This window comes from Streptomyces sp. NPDC005866, from assembly GCF_040629895.1.
Taxonomy (GTDB): domain Bacteria; phylum Actinomycetota; class Actinomycetes; order Streptomycetales; family Streptomycetaceae; genus Streptomyces.
The window spans coordinates 103,181-117,023 of the sequence record NZ_JBEXWP010000005.1 but is presented as its reverse complement, the minus strand read 5'-3'; the positions used below and the strand labels follow the sequence as shown (position 1 = coordinate 117,023).

The window sequence follows — 13,843 nt, the reverse complement described above, 5'->3', positions numbered from 1 at the left end:
GCGGACGTGGGGCGGGACGAGACCGCGCTGGTGGGCGCGGTGCGGCCGGCCTGGCCCTTGACCACCTGTTCGAGCGCCTCGTCACCGCTGGTGGCCCGGCGGGGCCGGGGCGCTCTCGGGGCGTACGGCGGTGGTGCCGTGGGTCGGCGGGTCAGTGCCCGTCCGCCGCCTGGCCGCCGACGGTGTCCTCGGCGATGGACTCGTGGTGTCTGATCACCTCGGCGATGATGAAGTTCAGGAATTTCTCGGCGAAGGCGGGGTCGAGCTTGGCGTTCTCGGCGAGGGCGCGCAGCCGGGCGATCTGCCGGGCCTCACGGGCCGGGTCGGCCGGGGGCAGCTTGTGGACCGCCTTGAGGCGGCCGACCTGCTGGGTGGCCTTGAAGCGTTCGGCGAGCATGTGGACGACGGCCGCGTCGATGTTGTCGATGCTGTCGCGAAGCCGGCCGAGCTCGGCGCGGACGGGGGGGTCGACGTTACCGGTGCCGGTTTTGCTGGTGGTCATGGGCATCAACCCTAAGGGGATGGCCGTGTGATCACTAAGGGGCGGCTTTGGGGAGGCCGTCGTTTTGGAGGCCGTCCTGGTCGAGACCGTCGAGACCGTCTGGGTCGAGACCGTCCGGGTCGAGACCGTCCGGGTCGAGACCGTCCGGGTCGAGGACGTCCGGGTCGAGGCCGTCCGGGTCGAGGCCGTAGTTCCAGTCGTCGGGGACGGCCCGGCTCTGCTGGGCGCGGAACCGTACCGGGGCCATGCCGACGCGGCGGGTGAACAGGCGGGAGAAGTAGGCCGGATCGTCGTAGCCCACACGGCGGGCGACGGCGGCGACGGACAGTTCGGTGGTGGCGAGGAGTTCCTGGGCGCGGCCGAGCCGGATGCCGATCAGATAGTCCTTGGGGCTGCACCCTGCGATCCGGCGGACGGCGGTACGCAATTCGGCGGGCGTCATGCCGTGCCGGGTGGTCGGCGGACGGTCATGCCCGTGCAGGCGTCCCGGGCGAGCGCCTGCAGCACCGGGTCCCCGTCGGGCGCGAGGTCGGCACGCGCGCGACGCAGGGCGACCAGCAGCTCGTGCACGGCGGCGCCGGTCTCGACCTCCAGAAGGGGGTTCCCGTGGCGGGCGGCGCGGGCGATACGGGCGATGACGTCCCGGGGCCCGGCGGAGTCCCCGAGGGGCACCACGGGCCGCTCGGGCTCGATGTAGCCGAGTTCCGTGTAGGTCGCGGTGTCGGGGCCGGTGAAGGTCACGAAGCCCTCGTCCCAGCCGCTGTCCGGGTCGGGCCCGTAGTGGTGCGGGACGCCCGGCGTGAGCCACACCAGTGCGGGCGCGGTGACGGTCGTACGGCGCCCGTCCGGCGTGCGGTACCAGCCCCGGCCTGAGCCGATCACCACGGCGACGTGGGCGTCGAGCAGCCGCGGGCCGACGGCGGGCACGGCGCCGTACTGGAGGCCGACGCCCAGGCAGACCAGGCCGAGGCGGTGATGGACGGCGCCCGGTGTGAAGAACCGCATCCAGGTGTGGAAGGTCGGCGCTCCGCCCGGCACTGCACGCCCCCTCTTCTGCGTCTCTTCCGTCCAAGTGCTGCCGATCTTTGTCCATGGTGCCGACCGCCGCCAGGGGTGAAGGTGGGCGCATGACCGACTTCACGGTGGGCGAATCGGATTTCCTGCTCGACGGCCGGCCGGTGCGGCTGCTGTCCGGCGCGCTGCACTACTTCCGGGTGCACGAGGAGCAGTGGGGTCACAGGCTGGCGTTGCTGCGCGCCATGGGGCTGAACTGCGTGGAGACGTACGTCCCGTGGAACCTGCACGAGCCACGCCGGGGCTCTTTCGCGGACGTCCAGGCCCTCGGCCGCTTCCTGGACGCGGCGCGGGACGCGGGCCTGTGGGCGATCGTGCGCCCGGGACCGTACATCTGCGCGGAGTGGGAGAACGGCGGTCTGCCGCACTGGGTGACGGGCGAGCTGGGCGCACGGGCACGCACGCGTGACGGGCGTTTCCTCCGGTACGTGGACCACTGGTTCCATCACCTGCTGTCCGAGGTCGTGCCCCGGCAGCTGGACCGGGGCGGCCCGGTGATCATGGTCCAGGTCGAGAACGAGTACGGCAGCTACGGCTCCGACGCCGACTATCTGGCCCACCTCACCGGCCTGCTGCGCGCCGAGGGCGTCACGGTGCCGCTGGTCACCTCGGACGGCCCCGAGGACCACATGCTCACCGGCGGTTCGGTCCCCGGGCTGCTGGCGACGGTGAACTTCGGTTCCCACGCGCGCGTGGCCTTCGAGACGCTGCGCCGGCACCAGCCGCGGGGCCCGCTGATGTGCATGGAGTTCTGGTGCGGCTGGTTCGACCACTGGGGCGGCGAGCACGTCGTACGGGACGCCGAGGACGCGGCGGCGGCACTGCGGGAGATCCTGGAGTGCGGGGCGTCGGTCAATGTCTACATGGCGCACGGCGGCACCAACTTCGCCGGCTGGGCGGGCACCAACCGGCCCGGCGGCGAGCTGCACGAGGGCCCGCTGGAGGCGGACGTGACGTCGTACGACTACGACGCGCCGATCGACGAGTGCGCCCGACGGAGAAGTTCTGGCGTTTCCGGGAGGTGCTGGCCGAGTATCACGCCGAGCCGCTGCCCGAACCGCCGCCCGCGCCGCCCGTGTTGGTCTCGGCGACGGACGTGGAGATGACCGGCTGGGCGCCCCTGGCCGCCGTCCTGGACGCGCTCGGTGGCCCGGAACGCGTCCACGCCGTCCCGCCCACCTTCGAGGAGCTGGGCATCGGCCGGGGCCTGGTCCGCTACGAGGCGGGCGTGCCGGGACCCCGCCAGCCGTATCCGCTCACCGCGCGGGGGCTGCGCGATCTGGCCGTCGTGTACGTCGACGGGGAGCGGGCCGGCGTACTCACCGAGGAGGAACCCCAGCTCAGGAAACCGGTCGCCGGCCCGGCGCGGGTGGAGTGGGTGGAGTCCCTGGGCCGCGTCAACTACGGCCCCCGCACGGGCGAGACGAAGGGCATCACCGGCGGCCTCCTGCACGAACGCCAGTTCCTGCACGGGGTACGCGCGCGTGGGCTCGATCTGGACGCGTTCGAGGGCGGTGTGGCGGCGGTCCCGTTCGGTTCTCTGCCGGAGGACGGCGCGCCCGGGCTCTACCGGGGGACGGTGACGGTTCACGGTGCCGGGGACGCGCGCGTGGAACTCCCCGGCTGGACGAGGGGCTTGGTCTGGGTCAACGGCTTCAATGTGGGCCGCTACGGGTCGGCGGGACCGCAGGAGTCGCTGTATGTGCCCGGGCCGGTCCTGAGGGAGGGCGAGAACGAGGTGTGGGTCCTGGAGCTCGAGGACACTGATCAAGGAACGGTCGGGATGGCGCCCCTCCAGCGGCGCGGGGAACTGCGCGATCAACCCCCACCGGCACGCGCCTGACGAACAACGGTCCGCCACGCACCGAAATCCCCCACCCCCGCATACAGTGGAAAAAAGCTCCGGCGGCGTCTGTGGGGGTAAGGACGTGGCGAACGGCGGCCCCGTAGAACACGGCTACCCGCACCTGGACACGGTGCGGGCCGCCATCACGGCGTTGTACCGGCGCCTGTCGTACGACACCGTCCAGACCTTCGCCACCAGCGTGCCCCCCGCCGACGTCGCGTTCTGCGACACCGACGACCTCTACCTCGGCGCACAGCGGGTCGCCCACGAGATCGTCCGGCACTTCCGGCTGCCGGAGGCCCGGATGATCGTCGGCTTCCGGGACATGACCCATGCCGCGAACATCGAACTCACCGCGGGCCCCGAGTACTTCGTCGAGCTGAACGACCGTTTCCGCACCCACCGCAGGGACATCGGCGCGGCCCTCGCCCACGAGGTGATGCACGTCTATCTGCACCGGCTGGACCTGTCCTTCCCGAGCACCCCGGAGAACGAGATCCTCACGGACACCGCGACCACCTACCTGGGCGCGGGCTGGCTGCTGCTCGACGCCTACCGGGAGCACGGTGAGGCGTCCCAGAAGCTCGGCTACCTCACCCCTGAGGAGTTCGGCTACGTCCTGGCCAAGCGCTCCCTCGCCTTCCACGAGGACCCGTCCGTATGGTTCACCAGCCCGCAGGCCTACACGGCGTACGAGAAAGGCATGGTCCGGGCCCGCCAGGACGAGGAGCAGCCGCCGCTGACCGCGGCGGGCTGGGCGGGCCGCCGCCGCTACGCCCGGGACCGCCGCCACGCCCCCGGGGCCCCGGGCCCACCGTCCGGCGCCCCCTACACCTTCACCCCCGACGGCGACGGCCGGCTGCGGGTCTCGTTCCCGTGCCCGACCTGCCACCAGCGGATCAGGGTGCCGGTGCGGGGCCGGGTACGGGCGCGGTGCTCACTGTGCCGGACGGTGCTGGAGTGCGACACCTAGGGGGTGTCCGGTCACGTCCCGTACACCGGCCCCGGCGTCGCCGCCTCGGCCAGCAGTTTCCGTGCTGTCTCCCCCGCCTCGGCCGGCGTCCGGCGGGCGCGCTTGTCGGCGGTCGGCCCCGCTTGCCGGCCCTCCATGACGGTGATCCGGCCGCCCTCGGTCTAGAACACCCGCCCGGTGACTCCGGCGCTCGCGGCGGAGCCCGGCCAGACCACGAGCGGGGACACGTTCTGCGGTGCCGTGGCGTCGAAGCCGGCGCCGGGGGCGGCCATGGTCTCGGCGAACGTACGCTCGGTCATCCGGGTACGGGAGGAGTTCGCCCGGCCGCTGGTCTTCGGGGCTGCCGTGACGTTGGCCCCGCCGGATGTGGCCGCGCCGAAGCTGGCGGCTTGTTAGGCGGCGTGTGTGAGTGCCGGGCCCGCGCTGCAGTTGCATGGGGCGATCGGTTGTACGGCGGAGTACGGCCTTTCGCTCTGGCTGACCAAGGCGCGGGCGCTGCGGGGTGCTTGGGGGACGCAGGAGGAGTGCAGTAGCGGGGTTCTGCGGCCGTAACCAGACCGCGGTCCGGTCGTGGCTGATCGCGCCCACGCGGCGGTCAGTGGTGCTCTCCGCTCGTGACCTCCTTGTACTCCCCCCTCGTCGGCTTCGGGATATGCGTGTCCGGGCCGAACATCGCCTTCGCCAAGCTCGCCCGTACCCGCTGCCCGACCGTGACCTTTCGCCGTACCCCGTTGGCGTCCTCCAGCGGGCCGAGCTCGTACGGCGGGTTCTGCTCGTGCTGGGTGAGGACGAACAGGCTTGCCTGGCTGAGGGGTTCGTGGACCTCGATGTACTCGCCGTGCGGAAGCATCTTGATGAGGCCGGTCTCCCTGCCGTGCAGCACCTTGTCGCGGTCCCGGCGCTGCAGGCCGAGGCAGATGCGTTTGGTGGTGATGAAGGCGAGCACGGGGACGACGAAGACGGAGATCCGGACGAACCAGGTGATCGAGTTGATGGAGAGACCGAGATGGGTGGCGACGATGTCGTTGCCGCCGCCGATCAGCAGCACGAAGTACACGCTGAGCCAGGCCACGCCGAGTCCGGTACGCACGGGAGCGTTGCGCGGCCGGTCGAGGATGTGGTGCTCGCGTCTGTCGCCGGTGATCCACGCCTCGATGAACGGGTAGACCCCGATGGCCAGGAGGAAGAGGGGGAAGAGCGAGAAGGGGATCAAGACACCCAGCGCCAGGGTGTGGCCCCAGGCGTTGACCTCCCAGCCGGGCATCACGCGGATCAGCCCCTCGGAGAAGCCGAGGTACCAGTCGGGCTGGGCGCCGGTGGTCACCAGGTCCGGGCGGTAGGGACCGAAGGCCCACACCGGGTTGACGGTGGCGATGCCGCCGATGATCGCGAGGATGCCGAAGGTGAGGAAGAAGAAGCCGCCGGCCTTGGCCATGTAGACCGGCAGGAAGGGCATGCCGACGACGCTCTTCTGGTCGCGTCCGGGCCCGGGGTACTGGGTGTGCTTGTGGTAGAAGACCAGGATCAGATGGGCCACGACCAGGCCGAGCATGATCCCGGGGAGCAGCAGGACGTGGATCGGGAAGAACCGGGAGATGATGTCGTGGCCCGGGAACTCCCCGCCGAACAGGAACATCGAGATGTACGACCCGACGATCGGGATCGACAGGATGGCGCCGTCGGCGAACCGGACGCCGGTGCCGGAGAGCAGGTCGTCGGGGAGCGAGTAGCCGGTCAGGCCGGTGAGGATGGCGAGGAACAGCAGGGTCCAGCCGAACAGCCAGTTGACCTCGCGGGGCTTGCGGAAGGCGCCGGTGAAGAACACCCGCATCATGTGGACGACCATCCCGGCGACGAAGACCAGCGCCGCCCAGTGGTGGATCTGCCGGATCAGCAGTCCGCCACGCACGTCGAAGCTGATGTGCAGCGTCGACTCGTACGCCTTGGTCATGATGATGCCGTTCATCGGCCCGTAGGAGCCGTGGTAGACGACCTCGGCGCCGCTGGGCTCGAAGAAGAGGGTGAGGTAGATACCGGTGAGGATCAGGATGAGGAAGCTGTAGAGGCAGACCTCGCCCAGCATGAAGGACCAGTGGTCCGGGAACACCTTGCGCATGTTGGCCTTGGCCAGGGCGTAGATCCCGAGCCGCCCGTCGGCCCAGTCCGCGAGTTTCTCACCCTTGCCCGGGGGGTCCGCCCTGCGTGTGGACCCCATGGAACCCGGGGAACCCGCAGCGCTCGCGGAGCCCGTGGAACTCCCCGCCCTTGCCTGGCCGTTCACCGTTCGTGCTGCGTCGTCCATACGTCGCGTCGCCTCCCCGCCGGATCACCCCTCAGGGTGGCATGACAGGGCCCCGACAGCCAACGGTGGCGAGTAAAGTCGGTCGGGTCAGTCGGCTCGTACGATGCCCGCCGCCCGCGCCGCCGCCAGCCACTGCGGGAACTCGCCGACGAGTCGGTCGTACAGTTGCCCGTCCGGCACCTTCATCGGATCCGAACCGGCGTGGAAGAAGCCCGCGTTGTCCACCGCCCGCTTGCCCGGCACCGGCAGCTCGTCGAGTTTGCGCAGGAAGTCGAACTGTTTGCTGTGCGCGTCGCCGAAGCCGACGAACTGCCAGAACAGCGGCAGCTTCGCCGCCTTGCACAGGTAGCGTTCGGCGGCGGGCTTGTTGATCGGGCCGCCGTCGGTCTGGAAGACGACCAGGGCGGGCGCGGTGGCGCCGCTGTCGAGGTAGTGGTCGATGACGGCGTCCATGGCCAGGTGGTAGCTGGTCTTGCCCATGTGCCCGAGCCCGGCCACGATCTTCTCGATACGGCCCTGGTGTTCGGCGAGCCTGATGTCGGTGACCGCGTCGATGTCGCTGGAGAAGAAGACGACGGGGACCCGGCCGTCGTCGTCCAGGTGCGCGGAGAGGGCCAGCACCCGGTCGGCGAGGGCCTGCACACTGCCGTCGGCGTAGTACGGCTTCATGGAACCGGAGTAGTCGACGACCAGGTAGACGGCGGCCCGGAGTCCGTCGAGTCCGTGTTTGGTGAGGGAGATCCCGGCGCTCCGGTAGGCGTCGACGAGGGCGGGCGCGGACTGCTCCACCTTGCTGAGACTGATCGCGGCCATCCGTGCTCCCCCAACTCCTCGTCAGAAGACAGAGGTTACTTGATCGCCGATATGCCACGGCGCCTGCCCAGTCGTCCGGTCGGGGACTGGCGGGCAGGCGCCGCGAGATGGGGGGTCTGGGGGTATCCCCCCAGATAACCCGCCCGCACGCCTTTGTACGGGACGTCTGTTGAGGCGTACCTCAGACCATCAGCGAGCGGTCCGTCGGGCGGATCGGGGCCGGGAGTTCGCTCGCTCCGGTCAGGAAGCGGTCGACGCCCTTGGCGGCCGAGCGGCCCTCCGCGATCGCCCAGACGATCAGGGACTGGCCGCGGCCCGCGTCGCCGGCGACGAAGACACCCGGCACATTGGTCTGGAAGTCGGTGTCGCGGGCGATGTTGCCGCGCTCGTCGAGGTCCAGGCCGAACTGCTCGACCAGGCCGTTGACCCGGTCGGTGCCCGTGAAGCCCATGGCCAGCGCCACCAGCTGGGCCGGGATCTTGCGCTCGGTGCCCGGCTTCGGGGTCAGCTTGCCGTCGATGAACTCCACCTCGGTGAGGTGCAGCCACTGGACGTTGCCGTCCTCGTCGCCCTCGAAGTGGGTGGTGGAGACGGAGTAGACCCGCTCACCGCCCTCCTCGTGCGCCGAGGTGACCTTGTAGAGCATCGGGAAGGTCGGCCACGGCTGGTGCGGCGCCCGGTCCTCGCCCGGCCTGGGCATGATCTCCAGCTGGGTGACCGAGGCCGCGCCCTGGCGGTGGGCGGTGCCCACACAGTCGGCGCCGGTGTCGCCACCGCCGATGACGACCACGTGCTTGCCCTCGGCCGAGATCGGGGAGGTGACGTAGTCGCCCTCCTGGACCTTGTTCGACAGGGGCAGGTACTCCATCGCCTGGTAGACGCCCTTGAGCTCCCGCCCGGGGACGGGGAGATCACGGGCGGTGGTGGCGCCGGCGGCGATGACGATCGCGTCGTACCGCTTCTTCAGGTCGGTCGCCTTGAGGTCGCGGCCGATCTCGATACCGGTACGGAAGCGGGTGCCCTCCGCGCGCATCTGCTCGATACGGCGGTTGATGTGCCGCTTCTCCATCTTGAACTCGGGGATGCCGTAGCGGAGCAGGCCGCCGACGCGGTCGGCGCGCTCGTAGACGGCGACCGTGTGGCCGGCCCGGGTGAGCTGCTGGGCGGCGGCCAGACCGGCCGGGCCCGAGCCGATCACGGCGACGGTCTTGCCGGACAGGCGCTCGGGAGCCTGCGGGGCGACGGTGCCCGCGTCCCACGCCTTGTCGATGATCGAGACCTCGACGTTCTTGATGGTGACGGCCGGCTGGTTGATGCCGAGCACACACGCCGACTCGCACGGGGCCGGGCACAGCCGCCCCGTGAACTCGGGGAAGTTGTTGGTCGCGTGCAGGCGCTCCGAGGCCGCCGTCCAGTCCTCGCGGTAGGCGAAGTCGTTCCACTCGGGGATCAGGTTCCCCAGCGGACAGCCGTTGTGACAGAACGGGATGCCGCAGTCCATGCACCGGCTGGCCTGCTTGCTGATGATCGGCAGCAGAGAGCCGGGGACGTAGACCTCGTTCCAGTCCCGGACGCGCTCGGTGACGGCACGGGTCGGGGCGACCTCACGGCCGTGGTTCAGGAAGCCCTTCGGGTCAGCCATTGATCGCCGCCTCCATCATCTTCTCGGTGATCTCGGTCTCGGAGAGACCCGCTCGCTCGGCGGCGTCCTTGGCGGCGAGCACTGCCTTGTACGTGCTGGGGATGATCTTGCTGAACCGCTGCACGGCCGTGTCCCAGTCGGCGAGCAGCTTCTCGGCGACCGTGGAGCCGGTGTCCTCGGCGTGGCGGCGCACCACGTCGTGCAGCCACTGCTTGTCCGCGTCGTCCAGGGCCTCGACGGCCTCCACGTTGCCGGCGTTGACGTTGTCGCGGTCCAGGTCGATGACGTACGCGATGCCACCGGACATACCGGCCGCGAAGTTACGGCCCGTCTCGCCCAGGACCACGGCGTGACCGCCGGTCATGTACTCGCAGCCGTGGTCGCCCACGCCCTCCGAGACCACCAGGGCACCGGAGTTGCGGACACAGAACCGCTCGCCGGTACGACCGCGCAGGAACAGCTCGCCGCCGGTCGCGCCGTACGCGATGGTGTTGCCCGCGATCGTGGAGAACTCGGCGAGGTGGTCGGCGTTCCGGTCGGGGCGCACGATGACCCGGCCGCCGGAGAGGCCCTTGCCGACGTAGTCGTTGGCGTCGCCCTCCAGGCGGAGCGTGACACCGCGCGGCAGGAAGGCGCCGAAGGACTGGCCGGCCGAGCCGGTGAAGGTGATGTCGATGGTGTCGTCGGGCAGACCCGCGCCACCGAACTTCTTCGTCACCTCGTGGCCGAGCATGGTGCCGACCGTGCGGTTGATGTTGCGCACCTTGACCTGGGCGCGCACCGGCTGGGCGTCGGTGGCGCTGGAGGCGGCCAGGGCGTCCGAGGCGAGCTTGATCAGCTCGTTGTCCAGGGCCTTCTCCAGGCCGTGCTCCTGGGGGACGGTCTGGTGCAGCGCCGCGCCCTCGGGCAGCTCGGGCACGTAGAAGAGCGGGGCCAGGTCCAGGCCCTGGGCCTTCCAGTGGTCGACGGCGCGGGTGACGTCGAGCGCCTCCGCGTGGCCGACGGCCTCCTCGATGGTGCGGAAGCCCAGCTCGGCGAGGATCTCGCGGACCTCCTCGGCGATGAACCGGAAGAAGTTCACGATGTACTCGGCCTTGCCGGTGAAGCGGTCGCGCAGCACCGGGTTCTGGGTGGCGACGCCGACCGGGCAGGTGTCGAGGTGGCAGACGCGCATCATGATGCAGCCGGAGACGACGAGCGGCGCGGTCGCGAAACCGAACTCCTCGGCGCCGAGCAGCGCGGCGATGACCACGTCACGGCCGGTCTTCAGCTGGCCGTCGGTCTGGACGACGATCCGGTCCCGCAGGCCGTTGAGCAGCAGCGTCTGCTGGGTCTCGGCGAGGCCGAGCTCCCAGGGGCCGCCCGCGTGCTTCAGCGAGGTGAGCGGCGAGGCACCCGTACCACCGTCGTGGCCGGAGATGAGCACCACGTCCGCGTGTGCCTTGGACACACCGGCCGCGACCGTGCCGACGCCGACCTCCGAGACCAGCTTGACGTGGATCCGCGCCTGCGGGTTCGCGTTCTTGAGGTCGTGGATCAGCTGGGCCAGGTCCTCGATGGAGTAGATGTCGTGGTGCGGCGGCGGGGAGATCAGGCCGACGCCCGGGGTGGAGTGCCGAGTCCTGGCGATCCACGGGTAGACCTTGTGGCCGGGCAGCTGGCCGCCCTCGCCGGGCTTGGCACCCTGGGCCATCTTGATCTGGATGTCGTCCGCGTTGACCAGGTACTCGGAGGTCACGCCGAACCGGCCGGACGCCACCTGCTTGACGGCGCTGCGCCGCGCCGGGTCGTAGAGACGGTCCGGGTCCTCGCCGCCCTCACCGGTGTTGGACTTGCCGCCCAGCTGGTTCATGGCGATGGCGAGGGTCTCGTGGGCCTCGCGCGAGATGGAGCCGTACGACATGGCGCCGGTGGAGAAGCGCTTGACGATCTCGGAGACGGGCTCGACCTCGTCGATGGAGATCGGCTGCCTGTCGGACTTGAAGCCGAACAGGCCGCGGAGCGTCATCAGGCGCTCGGACTGCTCGTTCACCCGGTCCGTGTACTTCTTGAAGATGTCGTAGCGGTTGGCGCGCGTCGAGTGCTGGAGGCGGAAGACCGTCTCCGGGTCGAACAGGTGCGGCTCACCCTCGCGGCGCCACTGGTACTCGCCGCCTATGTCGAGGGCGCGGTGGGCCGGCGCGATGCCGGAGGCCGGGTAGGCCTTGGCGTGGCGGGCGGCGACCTCCTGGGCGATGACGTCGATGCCGACGCCGCCGATCTTGGAGGCGGTGCCGTTGAAGTACTTGTCGACGAAGCCCGCTTCGAGACCGACGGCTTCGAAGACCTGGGCGCCGCGGTAGGAGGCGACCGTCGAGATGCCCATCTTGGACATGACCTTCAGGACGCCCTTGCCGAGGGCGTAGATCAGGTTGCGGATGGCCTGCTCGGACTCCATGCCCGGCAGGAAGGTGCCCGCGCGGGTCAGGTCCTCGACGGACTCCATGGCCAGGTACGGGTTGACCGCGGCGGCGCCGAAGCCGATCAGCAGGGCGACGTGGTGGACCTCGCGGACGTCGCCGGCCTCGACCAGCAGGCCCACCTGGGTGCGCTGCTTGGTGCGGATGAGCTGGTGGTGGACGGCCGCGGTGAGCAGCAGCGACGGGATCGGCGCGTGCTCGGCGTCCGAGTGCCGGTCCGACAGGACGATCAGGCGGGCGCCGTTCTCGATGGCCGCGTCGGCCTCGGCGCAGATCTCGTCGATCCGCGCGGCGAGGGCGTCACCGCCGCCGGAGACCCGGTACAGGCCGGACAGGGTCGCGGCCTTGAAGCCGGGCATGTCGCCGTCGGCGTTGATGTGGATGAGCTTGGCCAGCTCGTCGTTGTCGATCACCGGGAACGGCAGCAGGACGGAGCGGCAGGACGCGGCGGTCGGCTCCAGCAGGTTGCCGGACGGGCCGAGCGAGGAGCGCAGGGAGGTGACCAGCTCCTCGCGGATCGCGTCCAGCGGCGGGTTGGTGACCTGCGCGAACAGCTGGGTGAAGTAGTCGAACAGCAGCCGCGGGCGCTCGCTCAGCGCCGCGATCGGCGAGTCGGTGCCCATGGAACCGATCGGCTCGGCGCCGGCCTTGGCCATCGGCGCGAGGAGGACGCGCAGCTCCTCCTCGGTGTAGCCGAAGGTCTGCTGGCGGCGGGTGACCGAGGCATGGGTGTGCACGATGTGCTCGCGCTCGGGCAGGTCGCCCAGCTCGATCTCGCCGGCCTCGATCCACTCCGCGTACGGCTGCTCGGCGGCGAGGGTCGCCTTGATCTCGTCGTCCTCGATGATGCGGTGCTCGACGGTGTCGACGAGGAACATCCGGCCGGGCTGCAGCCGGCCCTTGCGGACGACCTTGGCGGGGTCGATGTCGAGGACGCCGACCTCGGAGCCGAGGACGACCAGGCCGTCGTCGGTGACCCAGTACCGGCCGGGGCGCAGACCGTTGCGGTCGAGAACGGCGCCGACCTGGGAACCGTCGGTGAAGGTGACACAGGCCGGGCCGTCCCAGGGCTCCATCATCGTGGAGTGGAACTGGTAGAAGGCGCGCCGGGCCGGGTCCATGGAGTCGTGGTTCTCCCACGCCTCCGGGATCATCATCAGCACGGAGTGCGGCAGCGAACGGCCGCCGAGGTGCAGGAGTTCCAGCACCTCGTCGAAGGACGCCGAGTCGGAGGCGTCGGGCGTGCAGATCGGGAAGACGCGGTCCAGCTTCTCCTGCGGGCCGAACAGGTCGGACAGGAGCTGGGACTCGCGGGCGACCATCCAGTTGCGGTTGCCCTTGACGGTGTTGATCTCACCGTTGTGGGCGACGAACCGGTACGGGTGCGCCAGCGGCCACGACGGGAAGGTGTTCGTGGAGAACCGGGAGTGCACGAGCGCGATCGCGGACGCGAAGCGGCGGTCGGACAGGTCCGGGAAGAAGGGCTCCAGCTGGCCGGTGGTCAGCATGCCCTTGTAGACGATGGTCCGGGCGGACAGCGAGGGGAAGTAGATGCCCACCTCGCGCTCGGCGCGCTTGCGCAGCACGAAGGCCCGGCGGTCCAGCGCGATGCCCTCGCTGGCGCTGTCGGTCACGAAGATCTGCCGGAAGACCGGCATCGTGGAGCGGGCGGTGGCGCCGAGCAGCTCCGGGGCGACCGGAACCTCGCGCCAGCCGAGGACGGTGAGGCCCTCCTCGCCCGCGATCGTCTCAATCTTCGAGACGGCGTCCTGGATGCCGTCCTCGGGCAGGAAGGCGATGCCGACGGCGTACGAGCCGGCCGGCGGCAGTTCGAATCCGGCCACCTCGCGGAGGAAGGCGTCGGGCACCTGGGAGAGGAGGCCCGCGCCGTCACCGGAGTCGGGCTCGGAGCCGGTCGCGCCGCGGTGCTCCAGGTTGCGCAGAACCGTGAGTGCCTGCTCGACCAGCGTGTGGCTCGCCTCGCCGGTGAGGGTGGCCACAAAGCCGACGCCGCAGGCGTCGTGCTCGTTGCGGGGGTCGTACATACCCTGCGCAGCAGGGCGAGCATCCATGAACGACCAGTTCTGGCCATTCGTGGAGTGCTGGGACGGCTGGCGCGGCGTACGCATCGGCTCTCCCGTCGTCGTCAGTGGCGTATAGCAGGTGCCGAGGGACGACGCTGGCCCTCTGCGTTTATTGTTGCGAAATTTCACGCAGGTTACATGATGGAGC

6 protein-coding genes and 4 pseudogenes are annotated in these 13,843 nt (G+C 70.3%); 3 read left to right on the top strand and 7 right to left on the bottom strand.

The annotated features are described in order from the left end of the window. Positions 1-151: 151 nt before the first annotated feature. Positions 152-502, bottom strand: coding sequence for a chorismate mutase (locus ABZ396_RS09500; protein WP_358914320.1), 351 nt, complete (start codon positions 500-502; stop codon positions 152-154). A 151-nt stretch (positions 503-653) separates the two neighbouring features. Next, a pseudogene (locus ABZ396_RS09495) lies at positions 654-1,507 on the bottom strand (AraC family transcriptional regulator); the annotation flags it as partial. A gap of 122 nt (positions 1,508-1,629) precedes the next feature. Between ABZ396_RS09495 and ABZ396_RS09490 the strand changes: the two are divergent. Beyond that, positions 1,630-3,419 (top strand): annotated as a pseudogene (locus tag ABZ396_RS09490) (beta-galactosidase family protein). A gap of 85 nt (positions 3,420-3,504) precedes the next feature. Next, positions 3,505-4,395 (top strand): hypothetical protein, encoded by an 891-nt coding sequence (locus ABZ396_RS09485; RefSeq protein WP_358914319.1) that lies wholly within the window; start codon positions 3,505-3,507, stop codon positions 4,393-4,395. Positions 4,396-4,406: 11 nt separating this feature from the next. Here ABZ396_RS09485 and ABZ396_RS09480 read toward each other — a convergent pair. Continuing rightward, positions 4,407-4,715 (bottom strand): annotated as a pseudogene (locus tag ABZ396_RS09480) (short-chain dehydrogenase); the annotation flags it as partial. On the opposite strand from ABZ396_RS09480, the pseudogene ABZ396_RS09475 reads away from it, so the two are divergent. Beyond that, positions 4,696-4,947 (top strand): annotated as a pseudogene (locus ABZ396_RS09475) (acyl-CoA dehydrogenase family protein); the annotation flags it as partial. The pseudogenes ABZ396_RS09480 and ABZ396_RS09475 overlap by 20 nt on opposite strands. A 43-nt stretch (positions 4,948-4,990) precedes the next feature. Here ABZ396_RS09475 and ABZ396_RS09470 read toward each other — a convergent pair. From ABZ396_RS09470 to gltB, 4 genes are all read right to left on the bottom strand, one after another. Beyond that, the gene (locus tag ABZ396_RS09470) at positions 4,991-6,610 is read right to left on the bottom strand and encodes a cytochrome bc complex cytochrome b subunit (RefSeq protein ID WP_358914317.1); all 1,620 of its coding nucleotides are present in this window, start codon (positions 6,608-6,610) and stop codon (positions 4,991-4,993) included. A 174-nt stretch (positions 6,611-6,784) separates the two neighbouring features. Then, complete coding sequence (locus tag ABZ396_RS09465) at positions 6,785-7,510, bottom strand: VWA domain-containing protein (RefSeq protein ID WP_358914315.1); 726 nt, start codon at positions 7,508-7,510, stop codon at positions 6,785-6,787. Positions 7,511-7,691: 181 nt separating this feature from the next. Further along, positions 7,692-9,152 (bottom strand): glutamate synthase subunit beta, encoded by a 1,461-nt coding sequence (locus ABZ396_RS09460; protein WP_358914313.1) that lies wholly within the window; start codon positions 9,150-9,152, stop codon positions 7,692-7,694. After that, positions 9,145-13,740, bottom strand: a complete 4,596-nt coding sequence (gltB, locus tag ABZ396_RS09455) for a glutamate synthase large subunit (RefSeq protein WP_358914311.1) — start codon at positions 13,738-13,740, stop codon at positions 9,145-9,147. The genes ABZ396_RS09460 and gltB overlap by 8 nt, the downstream gene beginning before the upstream one ends. Between the last annotated feature and the right edge of the window lie 103 nt (positions 13,741-13,843).